The organism is Pseudomonas sp. Emmai (assembly GCF_055179735.1).
This window is the reverse complement of the sequence record NZ_CM143685.1, coordinates 136621-158488: the sequence shown is the minus strand read 5'-3', so window position 1 is coordinate 158488 and position 21868 is coordinate 136621. Positions and strand designations below refer to the sequence as shown.

The 21868-nt window shown below is 61.0% G+C and carries 15 protein-coding genes; 4 read left to right on the top strand and 11 right to left on the bottom strand.

Annotated features, from left to right (window positions below; all coding sequences use genetic code 11):
* Positions 1 to 87 precede the first annotated feature (87 nt).
* Positions 88 to 2424: an autotransporter outer membrane beta-barrel domain-containing protein gene (locus ACY4LX_RS00735; protein ID WP_463258918.1), complete on the bottom strand. Its 2337-nt coding sequence runs from the start codon at positions 2422 to 2424 to the stop codon at positions 88 to 90.
* 199 nt (positions 2425 to 2623) lie between these two features.
* Entirely contained in the window at positions 2624 to 5581 is a 2958-nt protein-coding gene (locus tag ACY4LX_RS00730; protein WP_463258917.1) for an autotransporter outer membrane beta-barrel domain-containing protein, read from the bottom strand.
* A 232-nt stretch (positions 5582 to 5813) separates the two neighbouring features.
* Here ACY4LX_RS00730 and ACY4LX_RS00725 point away from each other — a divergent pair, with 232 nt between their 5' ends.
* Together ACY4LX_RS00725 and ACY4LX_RS00720 are read left to right on the top strand one after the other, a co-directional pair.
* On the top strand, positions 5814 to 7139 hold the full coding sequence (locus ACY4LX_RS00725; RefSeq protein ID WP_463258916.1) for a HipA domain-containing protein: 1326 nt from the start codon (positions 5814 to 5816) through the stop codon (positions 7137 to 7139).
* Positions 7136 to 7414 carry a helix-turn-helix domain-containing protein gene (locus ACY4LX_RS00720; protein WP_463258915.1) on the top strand — a complete coding sequence of 93 codons (279 nt, stop codon included), beginning with the start codon at positions 7136 to 7138 and terminating at the stop codon, positions 7412 to 7414. The genes ACY4LX_RS00725 and ACY4LX_RS00720 overlap by 4 nt, the downstream gene beginning before the upstream one ends.
* Before the next feature lie 79 nt (positions 7415 to 7493).
* Here the strand turns inward: ACY4LX_RS00720 and ACY4LX_RS00715 are convergent, their stop codons facing one another.
* Together ACY4LX_RS00715 and ACY4LX_RS00710 are read right to left on the bottom strand one after the other, a co-directional pair.
* Positions 7494 to 8330, bottom strand: coding sequence for an amino acid ABC transporter permease (locus tag ACY4LX_RS00715; protein WP_463258914.1), 837 nt, complete (start codon positions 8328 to 8330; stop codon positions 7494 to 7496).
* Complete coding sequence (locus tag ACY4LX_RS00710; RefSeq protein ID WP_133835307.1) at positions 8327 to 9148, bottom strand: ABC transporter substrate-binding protein; 822 nt, start codon at positions 9146 to 9148, stop codon at positions 8327 to 8329. Before ACY4LX_RS00710 ends, ACY4LX_RS00715 begins: the two co-directional genes overlap by 4 nt.
* A 110-nt stretch (positions 9149 to 9258) precedes the next feature.
* On the opposite strand from ACY4LX_RS00710, the gene ACY4LX_RS00705 reads away from it, so the two are divergent.
* Positions 9259 to 10158 carry a homocysteine S-methyltransferase family protein gene (locus ACY4LX_RS00705; RefSeq protein WP_463258913.1) on the top strand — a complete coding sequence of 300 codons (900 nt, stop codon included), beginning with the start codon at positions 9259 to 9261 and terminating at the stop codon, positions 10156 to 10158.
* A 108-nt stretch (positions 10159 to 10266) separates the two neighbouring features.
* Here the strand turns inward: ACY4LX_RS00705 and ACY4LX_RS00700 are convergent, their stop codons facing one another.
* Genes ACY4LX_RS00700 through ACY4LX_RS00690 form a run of 3 tightly spaced genes read right to left on the bottom strand, consistent with a single transcriptional unit; the run spans position 10267 to position 12036 of the window.
* Positions 10267 to 10938 carry a GNAT family N-acetyltransferase gene (locus tag ACY4LX_RS00700; RefSeq protein ID WP_463258912.1) on the bottom strand — a complete coding sequence of 224 codons (672 nt, stop codon included), beginning with the start codon at positions 10936 to 10938 and terminating at the stop codon, positions 10267 to 10269.
* A gap of 18 nt (positions 10939 to 10956) precedes the next feature.
* Complete coding sequence (locus ACY4LX_RS00695) at positions 10957 to 11403, bottom strand: GNAT family N-acetyltransferase (RefSeq protein ID WP_149659407.1); 447 nt, start codon at positions 11401 to 11403, stop codon at positions 10957 to 10959.
* 9 nt (positions 11404 to 11412) lie between these two features.
* Positions 11413 to 12036, bottom strand: coding sequence for an FMN-binding negative transcriptional regulator (locus tag ACY4LX_RS00690; protein WP_463258911.1), 624 nt, complete (start codon positions 12034 to 12036; stop codon positions 11413 to 11415).
* Positions 12037 to 12140: 104 nt separating this feature from the next.
* Between ACY4LX_RS00690 and pdxR the strand changes: the two genes are divergently transcribed.
* Positions 12141 to 13691, top strand: coding sequence for a MocR-like pyridoxine biosynthesis transcription factor PdxR (pdxR, locus tag ACY4LX_RS00685; protein WP_463258910.1), 1551 nt, complete (start codon positions 12141 to 12143; stop codon positions 13689 to 13691).
* Here the strand turns inward: pdxR and ACY4LX_RS00680 are convergent.
* The 4 genes from ACY4LX_RS00680 to ACY4LX_RS00665 all read right to left on the bottom strand — a co-directional run bounded on the left by ACY4LX_RS00680 (position 13688) and on the right by ACY4LX_RS00665 (position 21831).
* Positions 13688 to 18280 (bottom strand): dermonecrotic toxin domain-containing protein, encoded by a 4593-nt coding sequence (locus ACY4LX_RS00680; protein ID WP_463258909.1) that lies wholly within the window; start codon positions 18278 to 18280, stop codon positions 13688 to 13690. The two genes, pdxR and ACY4LX_RS00680, sit on opposite strands and share 4 nt — an antisense overlap.
* Before the next feature lie 122 nt (positions 18281 to 18402).
* Positions 18403 to 19503, bottom strand: coding sequence for a polyamine ABC transporter substrate-binding protein (locus ACY4LX_RS00675; protein ID WP_463258908.1), 1101 nt, complete (start codon positions 19501 to 19503; stop codon positions 18403 to 18405).
* Between the two features lie 12 nt (positions 19504 to 19515).
* Positions 19516 to 20547, bottom strand: coding sequence for a histone deacetylase family protein (locus ACY4LX_RS00670; RefSeq protein ID WP_463258907.1), 1032 nt, complete (start codon positions 20545 to 20547; stop codon positions 19516 to 19518).
* 291 nt (positions 20548 to 20838) lie between these two features.
* Positions 20839 to 21831, bottom strand: a complete 993-nt coding sequence (locus ACY4LX_RS00665) for an AraC family transcriptional regulator (RefSeq protein ID WP_149659414.1) — start codon at positions 21829 to 21831, stop codon at positions 20839 to 20841.
* Positions 21832 to 21868: the final 37 nt, after the last annotated feature.

The following is a 21868-nucleotide window of genomic DNA, read 5'->3' as shown; positions in this document are numbered from 1 at the left end:
GGATCACACCGCTTTAAACCTCGGGGGGGCATGTGCTCCCCTTTTTTTTGCCCGGTATTTGACCCGTGTAGGAGCGAGCGGTGTTAGTTAGAACGCCATGCGCCGCTGGCCCATGACGCCGTGGTTGCGGCTGTCGCTGCCGACCTCACCAGTCAGGCCTACGCCCACGCTGTGGTTTGCCGAAACCCCAAGATCCAGCCCCGCATCCACCAGCAAACTATTGCGATCCAGCTCCGCACCATAAACGGTGTAGTTGCTGCCGCCAGTGACCAGCCGCTGGCGCGTTGCCGTGTAGGTATCGCCATAGGTGTGCTTCCAGCCAGCACTGAATCGCGGCGTCAGACGCATGCCGTTATCCAGCGTCTCGACCTTCGCCACCCTCAGGCCAAACGTGCTGTTCATATTGCTTTGGGATTGCTGGTGAACCTTCAGCGCCGCAGCCCCACCTTTCTCGGTGTAGCCGTCGCGCTGGTAGCGTTGATAGCCAAGGCTGGCGAAGGGTTCGATGCTGACGTTGGCGCGGCCCAGGTTGTACCCCACTTCGGCGAAGGCTTGCTGGGTACTGGCGTCGTAGCTGCCTTTGGGGCGATCGCTGAAACCGGCGAAGGCAATTCGGCGTGCAGTGCTTCCGTCGTGGTTGCTGTAAGTTGCGCCTAAACGAAGCGACATCGGACCGTTCTGCCTCAACGCATAGGCGCCCAGGTGCCAGCTATCGAGATTGCCGTCGAGTTCCTTGCTGTCCAGTCGAGTCCGTGATGTCCCGCCCATCAACCCCAGGCGCCATTCATCATCGAGGCTCCAATCCGCGCCCAGTAGCAGGCCCTTGGTCGAGTGTTGCAGCGGTTCAACGTCGCGATCCAGTTTGCCGCCATGACCGAGTGCTTGCAGCCAGACACGGCCGTTGTCTTCGCTGCCGGCCGCCAAACGCGGTGCATTGTTTCGTGAACTCAAGTTGTTGGTACCCAACTGGCGCATGGCAGAGAGCAGGCTGCCGTTGACCGGGTCAACACTGCTCAAGGTGGCTTTGGCGAGGTTGGCGTTGCTGGAGCCGGCCAGTTGTTCGAGGGCGTAGGAGGCTGTCTCAGTGTTGGTGGCTAGCAGGGCGGTGACGGCTGCATTCGTCACGGTGGCTGGTTGTGGCGCCGTGCTAGCAGTGTCGGCGACGGTGGCTGGTTGTGGCGCCGTGCTAGCAGTGTCGGCGACGGTGGCTGGTTGTGGCGCCGTGCTAGCAGTGTCGGCGACGGTGGCTGGTTGTGGCGCCGTGCTAGCAGTGTCGGCGACGGCAGATGGATGTGGCTCTGTGTCAGAAGTATCGGTGACGGCGATTGGCTGTGGAGCTGGTGCGGGAACGTCGGCGGATGGCGTCACGTCCGCGACGCTGGTATTTACGATGTCAGAGGGTAATTGAGCATCGGGAACGTGTTCCGGCTCGGAGATATTTTTGGCGAACTCCCGTCCGTTTTCGGAAGTGGCGAGACTCTCGAAAGGTACTTCGTTACGAGCATAGGTCAGGCCAACGCTTTTATTGTTGTACCTGAGGGTCGGTGCCATAAATGCCAAGTCATTGAGGACTTCGCCGAATTCACCTTCGACTTTATCCTTCGCCTCGATAACGGTGTAGCGGTTGCTTTGCAGATATTCGCCCGGCATCGCAACGATTTTCAGAGTGGAGCCGCCCAGCCTGGCAGTGCCACCGACTCTGATCGTTTGACCTTTGCCTTCGGGATTGACCTCGTAGGCCAATACACCTGTCTTTGACAGGTTCAAGTCCCCTCTGACCCGTGGGGCGCCATGCATTTTATTGACGTCGACGCGACCGTGTACTTGCAAGCTTCCGACGGTCCCGGAACCCGCGAAAGTGCCGCGTTCCCTGACATCGACGTGGCCATCTATGGTGCCTTTATTGAAGAGCTGCCCGACCGCAATCGCACGGCCGAGGATCTTCCCGTTATTGGTCAGGATGCCGTCATTCAACACCACCACGCCGTCATGGAAATCGCTCTTGCTGTTCAGCGTCCATGAACCCAGATGACTGACCAGGCCGGTGGTATTTTTTGTTTCTCCCAGAACACCACCGTCAGAGGCCTCAAGGTGTATGACGTTGATGCCTCCTCCTCCATCCGCCGGGCCTTTGATGCTACCGCCGTTCTTCAGGGTAATGAGGTCGTTGGCGTCTGTTCCTTGTACAACCGTCTCGGGTGAATCGATCACATTAGGAACGGCGTCGTGAACCTTAGTGAAAGTTGGAAGAAGAGCCTCCAGATCGATTCTCGGCTCGGACTCATGCCGCTCTATTATCTTGGCGTCGACCGGCGGTTCGGCTCTGCCAGTCAGCTCTTGAGCCATTGAAAATTCAGCACATCCCAGCGCCAGTGCAATGGCCAACGCGAGGTGTTGTGGTCGGAATTTGTGTTGATCGGGCATTGAGTTCGACCTCGTTTGAATGAAGGCCAAACTCTAAGGGGGAGGTTGTGGGGAGCGATGTCAGGCGCTTCCCTCAGATTTGCAGGTTGTGTCAGATTGTTCTGTAGAAAAAAACCGGCCGTTGAGGAACGGCCGGTTTTACCTGCTGTGATTGGCGTCTTTGCCTACAACATTCCCGGAATCTTCGATTGGCGAAATCTCAGAAACTCATCTGCCACTGCCCAATCAACCCATGATTGCGGCTGTTGCTGCCAATCTCGCCGCTGTAGCCAACGCCGAGGGTATGCCGCGCCGAAATCCCCAGATCCAGCCCCGCCTCCAGCACCAGGCTGTCGCGATCCAGCGAACTGCCATCGACACTGAACGCCGTGCCGCCGACCACGAAGGCCTGGCGCGTCGAGCTGCTGACATCGCCATACGTGTGCTTCCAGCCAGCGGTCATGCGCGGGGTCAGGCTCATGCCGTTGTCCAGGGTGCTCAGGTGTGCCAGGCGAACGCCGAAGGTGCTGCTGAAGTTGTCTTGGGTTTGCTCGTCGACTTGCAGCGCGGCGGCGCCCCCTTTCTCTTTGTAGCTGTCGCGGTGATAGCGCTGGTAGCCGAGGTTGGCGAAGGGTTCGACGCTGAGGCGGCCGTTGCCCATGGCGTAACCCAGTTCAGCGAAGGCTTGTTGGCTGTCGGCGTCGTAATCGCCTTTTGGCCGGTCGTTGAAACCGTTGAACGCGACGGTGCGTTTGCTTTCGCCTTGATGGCCGCTGTAGGCCGCGCCGAGGCGCAACGCGAACGGGCCACTTTGGCGCAGGGCGTAGACCCCGGCGTGCCAGCTCTCGACATTGCCGTCGACGCCGGTGGCATCCAGATCGGTTTTCGAATAACCGCCCAACACGCCCAGGCGCCATTGCGGATTGAGCGCCCAATCGGCGCCCAGCACGCTGCCTTTGGTGCGTTGTTCCAGACCGCTGTTGCCGTGTTCGCCGTCGAGCTTGCCGTAGCCGCCGATGGCTTGCAGCCAGAGTCGGCCCTGGGCATTCGGGTCGTTGAGATTGCGTGCTTCAGATGGCACGCCGGTGGACGCGAGGACTGGTGTGTCCCGTTGATCGAGGCCCACCAGCAAGCCTGATCCGCCGCCCATTTGCTGCATCGCCGAGAGCATGCTGCCGCCAATCTGGCTGCTGGCGCCGAGGGTGGCGCTGGTCAGGTTGGCGTTGCTCGCGCCGGCCAGTTGCTCAATCGCCGCGCCGGCCGTGGCGTTGGTGGTGTTGAGCAGCGCGTTGTAGAGCGCGTTGTTTTTGCCCATCGAGGCCAGGCTATTGGCGGCGTTGCTGCCGTTGCCGGTGGCGGCGAATTCATTGAAGGCGATGTCGTTGCGGGTGTAGGTCAGATCGACCTGAGTCGGGGTGTACGCGAGGGTTGGCGTGAGGAACGCGTAGTCGCTGGTGACCTTGCCGAAGGTGCCGTTGACGCTCGCGGCTTGAAGCACGGTGTAATGGCTTTGCCACGGGTAAGTGCCGCTGCCGGGGTTTACCGCCAGGGTCGCGCCGTTCAGATTGGCGGTGCCGCCGATCTTCACCGGGGCGCTGGTGCCGTCGGCATTCACGCCATAGGCCAGGGTGCCGTCGCTGCCGAAGGTCAAATCGTGAGTGATGGTTGCAGTGCCGAGTTGCGTATTGGTCTGCAACGTACCGTTGACCAGCAGATTGCCTACCGAGCCGCCGCCGGCATACACGCCGCCCTGATCCACCGTCAGCGTGCCGGCAATGCCGCCCTGGTTGAGCAGCGTCGCGCCATTGCGCACCGCGCCGCCGTCGCTGAAATCACCGCTGCCGGTCAGGGTCCAGGCCCCTTGCTTGACCTCCAGCCATTCGAAGTTGCGACTGGCACCGAAACTGCCGCCCGCCACATCGTCCATCACCACTCGGTCATAACCGCTGCCGCCATCGACCACACCGACGAAGCGGCTGCCGTTGCGCAGGGTCAGGCTGTCGTTGCCGCCGCCCAGGTCCAGGGCCAAGCCGTTGCTGCCGCTGATGGTGCCGCCGTTGGTTACGCTGTCGGCAAACTCGCCGACGAACTTCACCCCGAAACCGTCGAGGCCCTGGATGGTGCCGAAGTTTTCCAGGGTGGTCGCCGCCGCCCCCGAACCGCCGCTGCCGTCGTCCACCAGGATCGCGCTGTTGGCGCCGCTGATCAGCGCCTCTTTGGCGTTCAATACATAGCCGCCACCCAACGCGATGCCTTCGCTGCCGTTAGCGAAACCACCCTTGTCCACACCGCCCGCGCCGACGCCTTGAATGGTGCCGTAGTTTTCGATGTGGGCGATCTTGTCGATGTCCACGCCATCGCCGTCACCGTTGGGTTGCAGCCCCGAATACGCGCCGGTGATCGTGCCGTGGTTGATGACGGTGCCGTCGCCATCGGAGCCGAATCCCGAACCGTTGCGCCCGGTGATCTGCCCGTAGTTGACCAGCGTGGCGCCGAGGTCGGTGGTGATGCCGTGGCGTCCGGCGGAAATGGTGCCGTAGTTGGTCACCGTCACGCCGGTTGCCGTGTCGATATCAATGCCGTCGAACTTCTCGTCGGCGTTGTGCGAATCACCCGTAGAGATCTCGCCATAGTTGGTGATCGTCGCGTTGGCCCCGGTCTTCATGCCGTCGCTGGCATCCCCGCGTATCAGCCCGCCCGCGCGGTTGATGATTGTGGTTTTCACGTTGTTGCTACGTAGCGCATCCAGGTCCAGCCCCTGGCCAGTGGTGGAGCGAATGATGCCGCTGTTATCGATCAACAGACTGCCGCTGGCGAAGTTGCTGTCGATGCGCAACGCATCGTTGAACCCGAGGATCTGCCCGCCACTGCGGTTATAAATGCTGTAGTTGCGCGCCTGGGTCAGGTCGCCGCTGCTGTCGATCGCCCGGCCACCGGTGGACACGATCTTGCCCGCGTTATCGACCACCACGCCGACACCACTGGTGCTGTCCTTCAAGCTCACGGCCTTGCCGCTGTTGGTGATGCTGCCGGGCGCGGAAATTGTCAGCGTGTCATTACCGCCGAGGGTTTGCGCGGCGGTGGTGGCGGTGTCGATCTGCACGTTTTTGGCGTGGGCGGCGGTGGCGCTGATGAGAAGGGCGATGGTCAGGGCGAGACGCTGGGGCGAGAAGGGCATGGGGTGGACAGCCTTTTTGTTATAAGCGGGCTGTGTTGTATAGCGGAGGGTTTTTACAGAATGATGTCTGGGTGATGACAGGTTTCTGCATTTTAATGCGTAAATCTAATCCGGCTTGTTTGATAAATGCATTTTAATGCGTAAATTAGGTCAATGGTTTACCCATGGCTGCACTATATTGCATGAGCAGGTCGTTTTCTTACGATGGTACGCATCAAATTGCAGGTGAGTTATGTACACATTGACGCTGCAGGTCTACACATCTGGTCATTGGCTTGATGCGATGACTCTGGTTTTTACCGAGCCGGAAAAAGGTTTCGAAGGGCCGTGTCGATTTGGTTATAAAAAAGACTATGTGACTAACAACCTTGAGTGCATCGAATCGCCTTTTTCCAAAGCGGTCAGCGCCAGGTTGCCATTGGATTGGGATAACACGTCGCTGAAAAAGGCGCCGGCCTTTTTGCTCGACATCGCTCCTGCCGGCGCTGCAAGACGCTTTCTTATGGCGCGCGTTGGCCAGGACAAACCTGAAGGCATCAGCGCTGATTTATTTTTGCTGGGACGGAGCACCCCCGCCCCTATCGGCCACATGCGTATCAAGGAGTCGGCTCAAGAGGCAGACGACAGGCCCGCCATAGGTTTTCGTCGAGAAGAAGTAGTCGCTCGCGATAATACTTTTTTGGAGTACGCCTATGAGCAGGGCGCAGCGATAGGCGGTGCCACGGGGGCAGGTGGTGAAGCCCCCAAGCTTTTGATGTCTCAAGGGCGGGACGGCCTGCTATATCCGGATGCTGTACTGAGCGACGATCAAGTGGCGCAGCATTGGTTTGTTAAATTTGCTCGTAACAGAGCTGCCCAGACTGATCAGATAATTCTCAAAAGCGAATTTCACTATTACAAGGCATTGCACGTTCTGGGGATCGAGACGATAGCGGCAGATGGGCTCGCGCTGGAGGAAGCAACAAAACCCAGTCTTTGGATGAAGCGCTTTGATCGGGAGGTAACAGATCAAGGTGTTGAGCGATTAGCGGTTGAATCGATCTACTCGCTGGCAGGTGTGACAGTCCCCGGCAGTTACATGAACCACCTTGAGGTGATCCAGCTCCTCGCTCGGCTGTGGAAACAAGTCGGGCAGGTCGATCAGGTTCCTGCGCTGGTGTCCGATTATCTACGTCGTGATTTGCTTAATAAAATTCTGGGTAACTCCGATAACCATGGCCGCAATACTTCGATTATCCGCGGCACAGAATCCTTCCGCCTTGCTCCGATCTACGATTTGGCTCCAATGGTGATGGACGACGAGGGAGTCACGCGCACCACTAAATGGCCCAAAGACCTGGAGGTGGCGGGCGAGGTGAAATGGCGCGAGGTATGCAATGCATTGGCGGATATCGGAGATCCTGAATCGCTCTTTGAAAATCTGCGAGCGGATGCTGATCGCTTGTTGGCTTTGCCGGACATTCTCACCGCCAGCGGTCTTCCTGAGGCCACTATGAATCACCCTGGGGTTGCGTTGAGAAATCTTGAGCAACGCTTGAAGACATGGGGGCTGAGATGACCATTACCATTGATGCCCGCGCTCTGTTGATCGAAGGCATTCAAGAGGGGCTCGCCCAAGGCACTCTAGAAATAGGCGAAGCAGTCCGTCGATTACGGGTTGAGGTCACCGGCCTGCACCAAACCCAGTTCGCGAAGATGTGCAAAATTTCTGTGCGCACGCTGGTGCATATCGAGCATGGAGAAGGGAATCAGACGCTGAAGTCGCTCAATTCTGTGTTCAAACCGTTTGGCTTGAAGATGGGCGTGGTGCGGGTTCGACGGGATTTCAGCTAAGTCGACAACAAGTCGTTACCGAAGGCTGCATGCGTTATAGATCAAAAGATCGCAGCCTTCGGGAGTGTCGTGTTTCGACCTAGCTACGGCTCACATAGGCTTTGCCGTAATGCCGCTCCATCCGCGCCTGTATCAGCTCCAACCCTATCGACATCACCCAGTAAATCACCGCCGCGGTTGTCAGCATCTCGATATACCGATAACTCGAGCGCCCATACGACTGCGCCAGAAACATCACTTCCCACACCCCCATCACCGAGATCAACGACGAGTCCTTGAGCATGGAGATGAATTGGTTAGTGGTCGGCGGGATGATGGTGCGCATGGCTTGGGGCAGGGTGACGCGCCAGAAGATCACGGTTTCGCGCATGCCCAGGGCCAGGGAGGCTTCCCGTTGGCCGTGGGGGACGCCGAGGATGCCGGCGCGGAAGATTTCGCTCAGGTAAGCGCCGTAGTTCAGCGACAGGGCGATGATTCCGGCGGCGATGGCGCCGGGCACGATGCCCAGTTGCGGCAGGCCGAGGTAGATCAGCAGGATCTGGATCAGCAGCGGCGTGCCGCGAAAGAACGACGCGTAGAAACTCGCAATGCCGAACGCCACGGCGCTTTTCGACAGCCGCCCCAAGGCCGTGATGAAGCCCAGCAGCGATGAGGCGACGATCGAGCAGGCGCAGAGAAACAACGTCAGCGCCGCGCCTTGCAGGAAGCCGTTGGGCGCCAGGTGCAGGCCGACGAGGTTGGGCAGTTTGTCGAGGATGATCGAGAACTTCAGGTCGAAGCTCAGGAAAAAACTGGCGAACAAGCCGAGCATCGCCGCCCAGGTCAGGTACAGCCGCGTGCGAAATCCGAAGATCCGTTGCAGCCGTGACTCAGCGACGGGTTGCGGCGGCTGGGGAGGTGTCGGGAAAGAAGTCATTTGCTGATATCAGCGCCGATCCATTTTTGCGAGAGCTTGCTCAACGTGCCGTCCTGTTTCAGCTGCGCGAAGACTTCACGCACTTTGCCGTCCCACTGCGCGTCACCCTTTTCGATGGCCACCGAGTTCGGCTCGGAGTACAGCGCCTCGCCTGCCAGTTTGAAGCGTTTGTCTTCGTTCAGGCGCGGTTGCGCGGTCACCAGGTTGGTGAGGATCGCGTCCAGTCGAACACCGGCGCCCAGGCCCAAATCCTGGAAGGCCACGTTGTCGGTGTCATACGGAGCGATCTGCACGTCCTCGAACGGGTACTGCAACTGCGTGTCTTCGGCGCCTTCGATCACCAGGTTTTTGTTCAGGTAGCTTTCGTAGCTGGAGGCGCTGGTGAGGCCGACTTTCTTGCCACTCAGGTCCTTGGCGTTATGGATGCGGTCATCCTTGGCGTTGACCACGATCACCGCCGGGGATGCGTAGTACTCGACCGGGAAATCGAAGACTTCGGCGCGTGCCTTGCTCGGGGTCATGGAGCAGATGCAGATGTCGTAGCGACCGCTCCAGCGGCCGGCGGCAATCACGTCCCAGGACGGGGTTTCGAGGCGCAGTTTCACGCCGAGTTTCTCGGCCACGGCTTTGGCCACATCGACGTCGAAACCGTCGAGCTGGTTCTGGTCGTTGAGGAACGAGAACGGTGGATAACTTTCCATCAACACGCCCACCAGTTCTTTCTTTTGCTCGACGCGATCCAGCGTGGCGCCGCCAAAGGCTTGAGTGGAGGCAGCCAGAATCGTCAGGCCCAAGGCCAATAGCGGTTGAAATTTCACAGTCGATCCCTGAAAAAAGAGGTTGTTATTAACCAGATGTTACGTATTAAATAGTTATAAGAACGACTCTGGTAGTGAGTTATTTTCATAAGCTTATGAGTGAAAAGCATATGGGCGCAGGAAGCACAGTGATTCTGGATGGCGGCATGGGTCGTGAGCTACAGCGCCGTGGGGCACCATTCAGGCAACCCGAGTGGTCGGCGCTGGCCTTGAGCGAAGCGCCGCAAGCCGTCGAGGCGGTGCACGCGGCCTATATCGAAAGCGGTGCAAACGTCATCACCAGCAACAGCTATGCGGTGGTGCCGTTCCATATCGGCGAAGAGCGCTTTGCCGCTGAAGGCCAGGCGCTCGCGGCGTTGGCTGGCGAGTTGGCCCGGCGTGCGGTGGAGGCGGCGGGTAAACCGGTACGCGTGGCCGGTTCGTTGCCGCCGTTGTTTGGTTCCTACCGCCCGGACCTGTTCGACGCTGCGCGGGTCACGGAATTGCTGACGCCGCTGGTGAAGGGCCTCGCGCCCCACGTTGACTTGTGGCTGGCGGAAACCCAGAGCTCGATCGTTGAGGCGCGGGCGATCCACGCCGGGCTGCCGAACGATGGCAAACCGTTCTGGCTGTCGTTTACTTTGAAGGATGAAGACACCGACGACGTGCCGCGCTTGCGTTCCGGCGAGCCGGTGGCCGAAGCAGCCGCCGTGGCCGCTGAGCTGGGTGTCGAGACGTTACTGTTCAACTGCAGCCAGCCGGAAGTCATCGGCGCGGCGATTGATGCAGCGCGGAAAACGTTCGAGCGGTTGGGTGTGAATATTCACATCGGCGCATACGCCAACGCCTTCCCGCCGCAACCGAAAGAGGCCACGGCCAACGACGGGTTGGACCCGTTGCGCGACGATCTCGATCCGCCAGGTTACCTGCACTGGGCGGCCGATTGGCAGAAGCGTGGGGCGAGCCATTTAGGCGGGTGCTGCGGGATTGGGCCGGAGCATATCGCCGTGCTGGCCCAGAAACTCGTCTGAAAAGATCGTTCCCACGCTTTGCGTGGGAACGCCTCTACGGACGCTCTGCGTTCGATGGGACGCAGAGCGTCCCGGGCTGCATTCCCACGCAGAGCGTGGGAACGATCACTAGGCGCGGCACTCGGCCAAGGTTTTCAGTTGCCCTGAATCCGTCTGGTTTTCATCTGAAAGCCATCGCTCAAACCCCGCCCCAACCACCGGCCATTCCGAATCCAGAATCGAATACCAAGCCGTATCGCGATTCTGTCCCTTCACCACCATGTGCTGTCTGAACACCCCTTCAAAACTGAACCCCAAACGCTCGGCCGCGTATTTGGAGCGGGCGTTGCCGTTGTTGCATTTCCACTCCAGACGCCGGTAGCCCAGGGCAAACGACTCCTTGGCCAGCAGGTAAACCGCCTCGGTACTTTTCGGTGAACGCTGCATCGACGCACCGAAAGTCACGTGGCCGATTTCGATGCGGCCCTGGACCGGGACGATGGACATCAGGCTGAGGATGCCTTGCACGTCGCCGCTGGCACGGTCGATCACGGTGAAAAAATACGGGTCGCTGTTGGCCGCGTGGTTGTTCAGCCAGTCGTTGAATACGCTGCGCTCCGGGAAGGGGCCGTAAGGCAAATAGTCCCAGAGTTTCGGGTCGGCGCCAGGGCCTTGCAGGGCTTTGAACAAGCCGTCGGCGTGGCGCGCCGGGTCAAGTTTTTCCAGGCGGATGAAGCGCCCTTCCAGTAGTTGAACCGTGGGGGCCGGGACGCCTTTCCAGTCTGCGAGTGAAGTGGTCATTGTTGTTCTCCTTGAACCTTAAAGGGCTTTGCGAAACTGGAGGAGGCCCGGGCGTTCGGCGATGCGCTCGTAGAGCTGGATCGCAGTGGCGTTGGACTCGTGGGTCAGCCAGTGAACCTTGCAGCAACCGTCCGCTTTGGCGGTGGCGTAGACGAACTCGATCAGTTTGCGACCGACGCCGGTGCCACGGGTTTCGGGCTCTACGATCAAGTCTTGCAGGTAACAGGAGTTTTCGATGCTCCAGTTCGAGCGATGGTAGATGAAGTTCACCATGCCCACCGCTTTGCCATCGGCCCAGGCGAGGGCGGAGTGGGTCGGCTCGTTCGGGTCGAGCATGCGCTGCCAGGTGCTTTGGCTCACGACTTCCGGCAATTCGGTGTTGTAGAAGCGCAGGTAGGCCTGCCACAACGGCAACCACGCGGCGTGGTCGTCGGCAGTGACCTGGCGAATCTCGATCTGACTCATGTTCATTCCTTAACGCATCAAGTGGGCGAGGGCCTGGTCCTGCGCGTCGGGGCTGGCAGCCAACCCTTCGCGCACACCGGCGATGTCTGCGGCGTTGCGGTTCTGGCTCAGTTTGCGTTTGCCTTCCAGGCGCTGGATCGGCAAGGCGAAACCGACGATGGCCTTGAGCATACCGTCGATGTAGTCGGCGGGGGCGTCAGCAACTTGCCAGGGCTGGGCGCGACCCGCTTCGTGGCGATCGGTGAGGGCGCTGACCAAATTGAGCAGACGATGGGCGTCGGTGAACACTTCAGCCACACCGTAAGCGTGCACGGCCACGTAATTCCAGGTCGGCACGACTTTGCCGTGCTCGGCTTTGCTCGGGTAAAACCCCGGGCTGACGTAGGCGTCGGCACCGGCAAAAATCACCATGGCCTCGGCACCGTTCTGCAAGTCTTTCCACTGCGGATTGGCCTTGGCGAAGTGCCCGTAGAGGGTGCCATTCGGACCCTGTTCGGCGTCCAGCAGCACCGGGATATGACTGGCTTGCAAACCTTGCTCGCCGTGGGTCACCAGGATGGCGAGGCGGGTGGCGAGTATCTGCTGCTGCAAGTCCGGCAAATCTTGGATGGCAAACGAGCTGGGGTTGTACATGGAAATATCCCTTGGCGAATGGCTCCATCCTAGGCAGGCTATTGGTCTGTTGTAAGAGCCATTACTGGCCAATTTCATAGGTCCATTCTTGATAGGTTCAGGCCATGACCGATGCGCCGCTGTCCTTGTCCTTCAACCCCGCCGGTATCGAACTCGATCCCCGCCAAGGGCTCAGCCGTCAGCTCTACCAGGCCTTGCGCGTGCGCGTGCTCGACGGGCGCCTGGCCAGTGGCACGCGTTTGCCAGCCAGTCGCGACCTGGCGGCGGCGTTGTCGATTTCCCGTAACAGCGTGGTCCGCGCCTACGATCAGCTCTACGCCGAGGGCTTTATCGAAGGGCGGGTCGGCGACGGCACTTACGTCGCGCAGTTGCCGCAAACCGTGCTGCCGGCAAAAAAACTATCCACAAAAGTATCCACAGGGTTGTCAACAGGGTTACCCCCAGCCTTATCCACAAATTGGCTGGATTTACCTGTGATTCCATCCAGTAAAGTTATCCACAGCGGTGCTTTGCAGCGGGTCGAAAACAACCATTTGGCCCTGCCACCGAGTGGTCCGCCGAAGGCTTTTCGCGTGGGCGTGCCGGCCTTCGATCTGTTTCCGTTCGAGGTCTGGGCCAAGCTGAACGCGGCTTTCTGGCGCAAACCGGATCTGCAGCAGTTGTGCTACGGCGACCCGGCGGGCGATGCGCGCCTGCGCGGGATGATTGCCGCGTATTTGCGCAGTTCGCGGGGCATGCAGTGCACGGCTGAGCAAATTGTGATCACCAGTGGCGCACAGCAGGGGATTAGCCTTTGTGCACAGCTGCTGGTCGAGCCGGGCGATGGAGTGGCGATCGAGAATCCGGGGTATCGCGCGGCCGGTCATGCCTTCGCCGTGGCCGGGGGCCGATTGCGCGGGGTGTCGGTGGACAGTGAGGGCATCAATTGCGCCGAACTGGAAGGTTTGAAGGATTGCCGACTGGCGTACGTGACCCCATCCCATCAGTACCCGACCGGGGTGATCATGAGCCTGGCCCGGCGCCTGGAATTGCTGGCGTGGGCCGAGCGCACCCAGGGCTGGATCGTCGAGGACGATTACGACGGCGAGTACCGCTACAGCGGCGCACCGTTGGCGCCGTTGGCGGCACTGGATCGCCAGGGCCGAGTGCTCTACGTCGGGACCTTCGGCAAAGTGGCGTTCCCGGCCTTGCGCCTTGGCTACCTGGTGTTGCCGCCGGGGTTGGTGGATGCGTTTTCCCGTCGTCGCGCCGTGGATGTGCGGCATTCGGAAGTCAGCACCCAAGCGGTCATGGCCGAGTTCATCGCGGCCGGACATTTCCAGCGCCACATCCGCCGGATGCGCCGTGCGGCCCTGAGTCGGCGCAATGCGCTGTTGGCCGGTTGGCCGAAGGACATTCCCGGCGTGGGCAGTTTGCCGACCGTCGCCGCCGGGTTGCACATGACGGTGCCGGTCGACAGCCTGGCCCGTGAACAGGAACTCATCGAAAAAGCTGCCGCCGTTGCGGTCGAGATCAACGGTTTGAGCAGCTATTGGCTGCCCGATTCAACGCGACCACTGGATCAGCGGGCCGGCCTGGTGCTGGGCTTCGCCGCCGTGCCGGAGGCCGACATCGCCTGCGCACTCAAGCGCCTGCGTACCGCCTGGTCTTGCTAGGCCAGGGGCGACGCGGGGGGCGGTGGTTCGAGGGCGAGAAATAACCGGCGCGTGGCCGGATCGCTGATCCGGCGAAACACGTAATCCACGGGTTCGATCGACGTCAGTTGCTGTCGAAGCGCCGGGTCCAGAGTGTCCAGGTACGTGTCCGCGACTTTCAAGTGCGCGGCGGTGGGCTGGTTGGCCGGACTATCGAGGGCGGCATAGTGAAAGTGAGCCAGCCACAGCGGCTGGTCGTTGCGCGCGATGTCGAGTATCCGGTACTCCTGGAAGTAGTCGCCCCGGGATTTGGTTTTGACCCGCCCCTGTTGGTTGCGCACCAGCCGGACCTGAGCGTTGTCATGCAACCATTGGAAATACTCCAGGCGCGGTTTGCGTTGTTTCAACATGGAGGCTCGCACCTCGATCCCGCTGCTGCGCAGGCGGGTAGCTCCATTGCGCAGTTCCAGGCTCAACGTGCCGACCGGTGGCGGCATACCGCTGGCCGCGCGAATGTTCGCCATGGCCGTCTCGACCGCCGTGGCTTCCTCCTCGTACTTGAGGGCCTGGGAATCGAACAGGTGCTGCATGTCCGCCGGAATCCGCTTCGCCCGTTGGGCGTCCTCGCGGGTGCGGGTGATGAAACCCTCCAGCCCGAGGTTCAGCGCCAACCCGTCGACGATGACGTCATTGTCGGTTCTCACCGGTTTACCGGCCCCGCCACTTTTGGGCGCGAACTTCTTGAACAGGGCCGCCTCGGGTTTGGACTCGCTGGCCGGCAGCGGATCCCGCGGCCGCGTCTTCAGCACCTTGCCCGGAAGGTGCGACGGGCCGGCCGTCGCGGCGGCGGTGGCGCCCCGCTCGAACGGCAGCTCATCCTCGGGCAGCAGGTCGTAGAGCTGGGATTGCGCCAGGGCCTGGAATTCCTTGATCAGCGCCTGCAAGCGCGCCAATGCCTGGGGATGGGTCATGCCCGGGTATTGGCCGGGCAGGTCCTCGATGCGCTGAAGCGTATCGGCGTAGATGTCCAGCAGTGGCGTCAGTGTTGCGATGCGTTGCTCGGTCGATTGCTCGACGGGCGGTGCGCTCACCAAGTCCGTGAGTGTTTGGCTGGCCTCGGAGGCTTCGATAACGATGTTCGCCACGGCGGCCCGGGCTTGAGGCATTTGCGCGCTGGCCTGTTCTTGCACGCAGAGATCGTAGGCCAGGCCGATTTCGTTGGCCTTGTAGTCCAGGGGTGAGTGTCGCGGCAGCAACTGACGGATCGTCTGGGACGTCTCCCGTGCCGTGCGCCCCAGGACCTTGAGACCGGCCACGGCTTGGTAGGCCTGCTCGGTGCGTTCAATGATCGCCTGGCTCAACTGGATGGCCTTTTGCGCGGCCGGAACGCTGGCGCCCACGGCCAGCTCGGGGTTGATCGAGCCTTCGCCGGTCATCGGTGCGATGGTGATGGAGTACTGGCTGCTCTTGAGCGTAAACCACAGGGACAGGTGTTTCTCGAGCAAGGTCGTCAGGCGCAGCAGGTCATAGGTGTAGCCGACCGTGCCGCCCAGTTCGCGCCACTGCTTCAGGTGCTCAAGGGCTTCCCGGTGTTCGTCGATCAACACGTCGAGCCTGTCGACCAGGCGCAGGGCGTGGGCATCGAATTGCTGGTCGCTGGCTTCAGACATCCCCTGCTGAAGCGCATTGATTTCGGCTTGTATGGCACTTTCGCGGTTTTTGAAGGCCTGGATCTTTTCCTGCAGGGCCTCCTTGCGCTGGGCCTTGTCCAGTTTGATGGCCTTGAGCCGACTCCTCATCCCGCCACCGCGCAGGCGCAACCGCGTATCGACGTACCAGTTGCCGTGCAGGTCGTGGGTCAACAGCGGGCCGCTGCGTGACGGGTTTTTCGGATTGAAGATCTGCACCTGTTCATCGTCATTGATCAGCACCTGGAACCAGCGATTGACGACCCGGGCGTAGTGTTTGTCGTTGAGTTGGTACAGATACGGCGGCGCCTGGTTGAGGATGGCCACGTCTTTGTGGGTCAGGTCCGGCGCGCTGACTTTGACGCTGTCCAGATAAACCCCCAGGGCCGACGGGGTGCGGCGCGGCACCGATTCGCCGGCTTCCAGCGCTGTGGCGTGTTCGGCGGGGAGCTCGCCGGCCAGCGCGGTGGGTTCCAGGGTCATAGTGGTCAGCGCGGGCAGGGGCGTGGGGCGCAACGCCAGGTGGCGTGGCGCCGAGTCTTTGCGTTTGTCGCGCCAATGCTCGACTTCATCGCGGGTGCGGCGCAGGTTGGCCTGATGGATCAGCAGCATGCCCACGGTCATCAGCACATCCCCCAGAGACGTCCACTCCACCAGGCTGTCGCCCCGCTCATGGGCCGCCAGCCCCTGCTGCAATTGCTCGATGCCTTGCCAGACCCAGACCGCAGTCCCCACCGGGCCGGTCAGGAACGTCGACGCCACGTTGAAAATCGCCCAGCCACTGTCCCGCAGCAGCGCCCAGCGGCGTTCGCCATTGGACAGGGATTGGCGGTCAGCCTGTTCGACCAGCGTGTGGGCGTTGCTGGTGAAGAGCGTGGCGAGCAGGTTAGCGGTGATCACCTCGGAACCCAGGCTGATCGGGCCGCTCAGGTCCAGATTCAGCAGCAGTTCGACGCCCGTTTCTGTCGCCAGCCAGGGCGAAGGCAGGCCGACGGGAAATACGTACTGAGCGTATTCAAAACTGAGGGCGGGCGTGGGCAGCCAGGCCAGCACCGAGTCACGCAATTCACCGGGTTGGTGGATGGCGTAAATCAGGTTCTGTAACGACGCGAATTGCAGCAATGGCTGTTCCAGTGCCGGGCGATACAGCAGGCACGGCCCCTCGTGGGGATGGCGTGGGCCGATGATAAACATATTGGCCACGGTGTCGGCCGTCGACAGGGCGCGATAGCGGGGAATAAAGCTCAGCGGGCGGAGAGTGATGTCGATCGGATGCTTGCGAGCATGGCCCTGGGCGATGTCCATCAACTCGCAGACATAGCGATAGCCCGTCTCGTCGACGCCGCCCTCGTTTTGCAGTTTGCATTCCAGGGCCTTGAGCCTGAGCAGGTCGGGCAACAGGCTGACGTAACGTTGCTGCTGGAGTCGTGCCTGGTGGGCGTCATCCATCAGCCGGGTCTTGAGCAACGCCGGGTAGTGTTTGCCGACGTTGACCTGGCGGGCCATGGTCCCGAGGTAGTCCACGGTGAGCCATGGCGGGCAAGGCTGGTTGTTGTTGAACGTGATGTCGGCCTGGTAGGGCGGGGTGTTCTGCAGGGCAAATTCGCCGAGGGTTTCGACCTGGGTATCGTGGGGGTTGGGCAGGGTGAAGGCGCCGACGGTGAAGCTGTTGGTAATGCTGATCCGCAGTTCATCAAGCGCCAGTTGGGCGGCGTCATTGGCGTGATGCTCGCGCCGGTTCGCAACGATCGCGTTGCGCATCTGCTCCTGGGCGTAATCCCGGATCAACTTGATGTCATTCAGACCGTAGGTGTTGCGCAGCCGGCCCTGAGTCGACAGGTAATGGCCGTAGTCTTGCAGCTCGGTGGCCGACGCTTTCGACAGCCAGTCGGGAATGGCGGCTTCAAGTTGGTCGAGGTATTTTTTTTCCTCTTCGTTGAAGCGCCCGACCCCATGGGCGCTCGACGCAAAGAAAGCACTTTGCGCGTCGGGGGCTGATATCAGCGTCGCGATGGCCTCCAGTTGAGCGGCGATCAGTGCCCAGGCCATGTGGTCGAACACGTTGCCGTCCGGCTCGAACAAGCGCCATTGCAGTGACTTTCCGGCGGTTTCCATGGCGATGCGCGCGGGCAGGGACGCGCCCAGTGCGGCCATGGATTCGAACGTTTCGTAGCCACCTTCGATGGTGTACAGCAACAGGATGTCGAGCTGGTTATGCACGGCTTTCAAGACGATCGCACCGCCCAGCAGCAGGTGGCGGTGGTTGTCCGGTTCGTTGTAGTCGATATCGATGAGGCAGGCCTGAATGCCCGGGATCGCTGTATTGGCTCGGGAACGCTCAGCCTTGTCCGGGTGGGCGGAAACGGCACGGGCGACCTCGCACTGCTCAGCCGTCCAGCCGTTGACGTGCTGGAGGTTCAAGGCCTTCCTCAGGGTGTCGCTCAGTTCATGCCAGCGAGGTTTGTGCTTAACCGAAGTGTTCCAGTAGTCGAGTTGCTGCTGCTGGAATTCGATGTACAGCAGCGGCGCATAGTTGTTCAGCACGAGGGCAATGTCTTCGATGCTGACGGCCAGTTGCATCACCGGTTCGGTCAATGGCGCGGGGGTGAGGAAGTGCTCGCCTTCGATGAAATTGGCGACCTGCGAGGACTGGCTCTGGCGCAGTAACGCGGCGGTCAGTGTCTCGGTGTGTGGCGCCAGACGCGTCTGCGTGTCGGTGGTGGTTTGCCATTGCGGCGTGACGATCAAGGTGCGGTCCGGATCAATCGCCAGTTCCGGGTACTGCTCGTTCAAGGCATGGCGCAACAGCTTGGCGCCGACCTCTTGAAGGCCGGGCCCCTGATTGGTCTGGGAGATCAGCGCATTTTTTTCCTGGAGCAGTATTTCGGCGTTTTGGCGGTCGGGCGTGGACGTCGGCGTCATGGTCGTTTCCTTGTGACCGGAGCGGGAACGACGACGGTAGGGAACGGGGCGCGGGTTGAGGTGGTAATTATTTATCGCAGGCAAAAAAGACCCGCGCGAGGGCGGGTCTTATGTGGCGACTATCAGGTCCCGGACTTGATCTTGGTCCAGGCCCGGGTCCGTGCGCGCTCGGCATCGCGCGGCAGCGGTTGCAGGGTGTAGAGCGTGCTCATCGCCGATTCGGTCGGGTACAGGTTCGGGTTGTTGCGGATGGCCGGGTCGACCAGCTCCGTGGCGTCCTTGTTCGGGTTCGGGTAGCCGACGAAATCGCTGACCGGCGCAATCACTTGCGGCTGCAGCAGGTAGTTGATGAAGGTGTAGGCGTCTTCCGTATTTTTCGCGCCTTTAGGGATCGCGAGCATGTCGAACCAGATCGGCGCGCCTTCTTTCGGCAGGCGCATATCGACGACCACACCATTCTTGGCTTCCTTGGCACGGTTGGCAGCCTGGGAGAAGCTGCCGGAATAACCGACTGCGACGCAGATGTCACCGTTGGCGATGTCGGCCATGTACTTGGAGGAATGGAAGTAGGTGACGTACGGCCGGATCTTCATCAGCAGCGCTTCAGCCTTGTCGTAGTCCGCAGGCTTTTTGCTGTTGGGGTCCAGGCCGAGGTGTTGCAGGGCCAGCGGCAGAATCTCCGACGGCGAGTCGAGCAGGGCGACGCCGCACTGCTTGAGCTTGCTGATGTTCTCTTCCTTGAAGATCAGGTCCCAGCTGTCCACCGGCGCGTCGGCACCCAGCGCGGCTTTGACCTTGTCCGGGTTGAAGCCGATCAGGATGGTGCCGTACATGTAGGGCACGGCGAATTTGTTGCCGGGGTCGTTGGCTTCGATCAGCTTCATCAGCTTGGGATCGAGGTGGTTCCAGTTCGGCAGCTTGCTGCGGTCCAGCGGCTGGAACACCCCGGCTTCGATCTGCTTGGCCAGGAACACGTTGGACGGCACCACCACGTCATACCCGGAGTTGCCGGTCAGCAGCTTGGCCTCCAGCGCTTCGTTGGTGTCGAAGATGTCGTAGACCAGTTTGGTCTGGGGGTTCTGCGCCTTGAAATCGTCCAGGGCTTTGGGGGTGATGTAGTCGAACCAGTTGTAGACGCGCAACGTTCGCTCTTCGGCGTGCACGGCGCCACTGAGCAGCGTCGCGCACAGCGCTGGAGCGATAAAACGCTTGAGTCTGTTCATTGTTCTAATTCCTCATTGGGCGCTTTCAAAACCTTCGAGAACGTTTACGGCGTTGATGCCGATTTCTTCTACCGCGTAGCCGCCTTCCATCACGAACAGCGTCGGCTTGCCGAGCTTCGCGATGCGCTCACCCATGGCCAGGTAATCCGGGCTGTCGAGCTTGAATTGGGAGATCGGGTCGTCCTTGAAGGTGTCCACGCCCAGGGACACGACGACGATGTCGGCGCCGTACTTCTCGATCTCCTTACAGGCTTGCTCCAGCGCGGCGCTCCAGGTGTCCCAGCCGGAGCCGGCGGGCAACGGGTAGTTAAAGTTGAAACCTTCGCCGGGGCCTTCGCCGAGCTCATCTTCGTAGCCGAGGAAGAACGGGAATTCAGCTTCCGGGTGGCCGTGGATCGAGGTGAACAGCACGTCGCTGCGCTCGTAGAAAATCGATTGCGTGCCGTTGCCGTGGTGGTAGTCGACGTCGAGGATCGCGACCTTCTGGTGGCCCTGATCGATAAAGGCCTGGGCGGCGATGGCGGCGTTGTTGAGGTAGCAATAACCGCCCATCAAGTCGCTGGCGGCGTGGTGTCCCGGTGGACGGCACAACGCGAAAGCACTGCGGGCGCCGGATTGAATGGCGGCTTGGGCGGTCAACACCACTTGGGCTGCGCTGTATGCCGCTTGCCAGGTGCCGGCGGTGATCGGGGCGCCGCCGTCGAAGCTGTAATAACCGAGCTGGCCGTGCAGGCTGGCGGGTTTGATCCGGCGCAGGGTGCGGGCCGGCCAGGTGTAGGGCAGCAAGTCGCCGTCGGTGTTGAACTCGGTCCAGCGTGCCCAGGCGCCTTTGAAGAAATCGAGGTAGTCGCGGTCGTGGATGCGTTGGATCGGCACCAGGCCGAAATCCTGCGGCGCTTCCACTGGGCCGAGGTCGCGGTCTTGCACGCGCTGTAGAACATGATCGGCACGGGACGGCATTTCGAAGCAGGGCATTAGCTGCCCGTCCATCAATTCACAACGGCCGTGGTGCAGGTGGTGATCGTCCGAGTAGATCGTCAGCATTTTCTTGTTCTCCGCAGGCTGATTCGGTTGAACACAGTCTTGCGGCGCGCGGCGTTTGGGAGAACGGCAGGAAAGGCCAAAAGGGGATTGATATGGCCAAAAGATCTGACCGAAATTCGCCCCTTATTGGCGCGACAATGCCCCAGGGTTGGGCGCGCACCCCTTGATCGTTCCCACGCTCCGCGTGGGAATGCAGCCCGTGACGCTCCGCGTCACCGGGACGCGGAGCGTCCCAAGAGGCGTTCCCACGCAGGAGCGTGGGAACGATCAGCACGATCAGCGCGATCAGTGCTAAGGCCGGAACTGACTGGGCGCCACACCACTCCAGCGCACAAACGCATGGCGAAAACTCGCGGTTTCGCTGAACCCCAACGCTTCGGCAATCCGATAGATCGGCAACTGGTCCTCGCAAAGCATTTGCTTGGCCTGTTCAAACCGCAGCTCATCAAGCAGTTCCTGATAACTGCAGCCCAGATCCTTGAGGTGCCGGCGCAACGTCCGCGCCGAGCAATTCATCTGCACCGCCAACCCTTCAAGCCCCGGCGCCGCATTCAACTGCGCACGCAGCAACTGGCGAATCCGCCCCAGCCACGCCTGGCGCCCGGTGAACTCGGTGTTCTGCTTGCGGCAGCGATCGGCCATGGCCTGATGGGTGATGACGTCCGCCAGCGGCAGGGGTTGGTCGAGCCACTTGCGCTCGAAGGCAAACGCGTTGTCCCGCGCCTCGAAACTCAGTGGGCAGTCGAAGTGTTCGGCGTAAGTCGCCTGATAGTCCGGCGCCACGTGTTCGAAGCGTGCAGCCAAGAGTGGCAGCGGATGGCCGAGCAGGTCGTCGCAAATGACTTTCAGCGACACCAGGCAGAACTCGGCATTGAACACCGCCAGTGCCGGGCTTTCCCGGTAATCGGCAGCGACGAACCAGATGCGCTCGCCATCGTCTTCCAGGCTCAGCTCGAAAAGTGTTCCCAACAGCGCCGGATAACGGATCGCCAGGCGCAAAGCGTCACCGAAGGTGGCACTGGTGAGCAGCGCATAACCGAGCATGCCGTACGACGAAACGTGCATCCGCCGGCCCAGTTCCAGGCCAATGTCGCGCTTGAGCGCGACCGCGTTGGCGCAAACCTGCATCTCCTGGTTGGTGGTGATGCGCGTGTCCGCCCGGCTCAGGTCCGCCGCGCTGATGCCGCTGCCCGCGAGCAGCGCTTCGCTGGACAGGCCTTGGGCCTTGAAGGCGTTGAGCACCAGGGAGACCGCGTTGAGCGTGGTGAGGTGGGAGTGCAGCATGTTCGCTTCCGTCCATGAGGTCTGCCGGAAGGGAGCA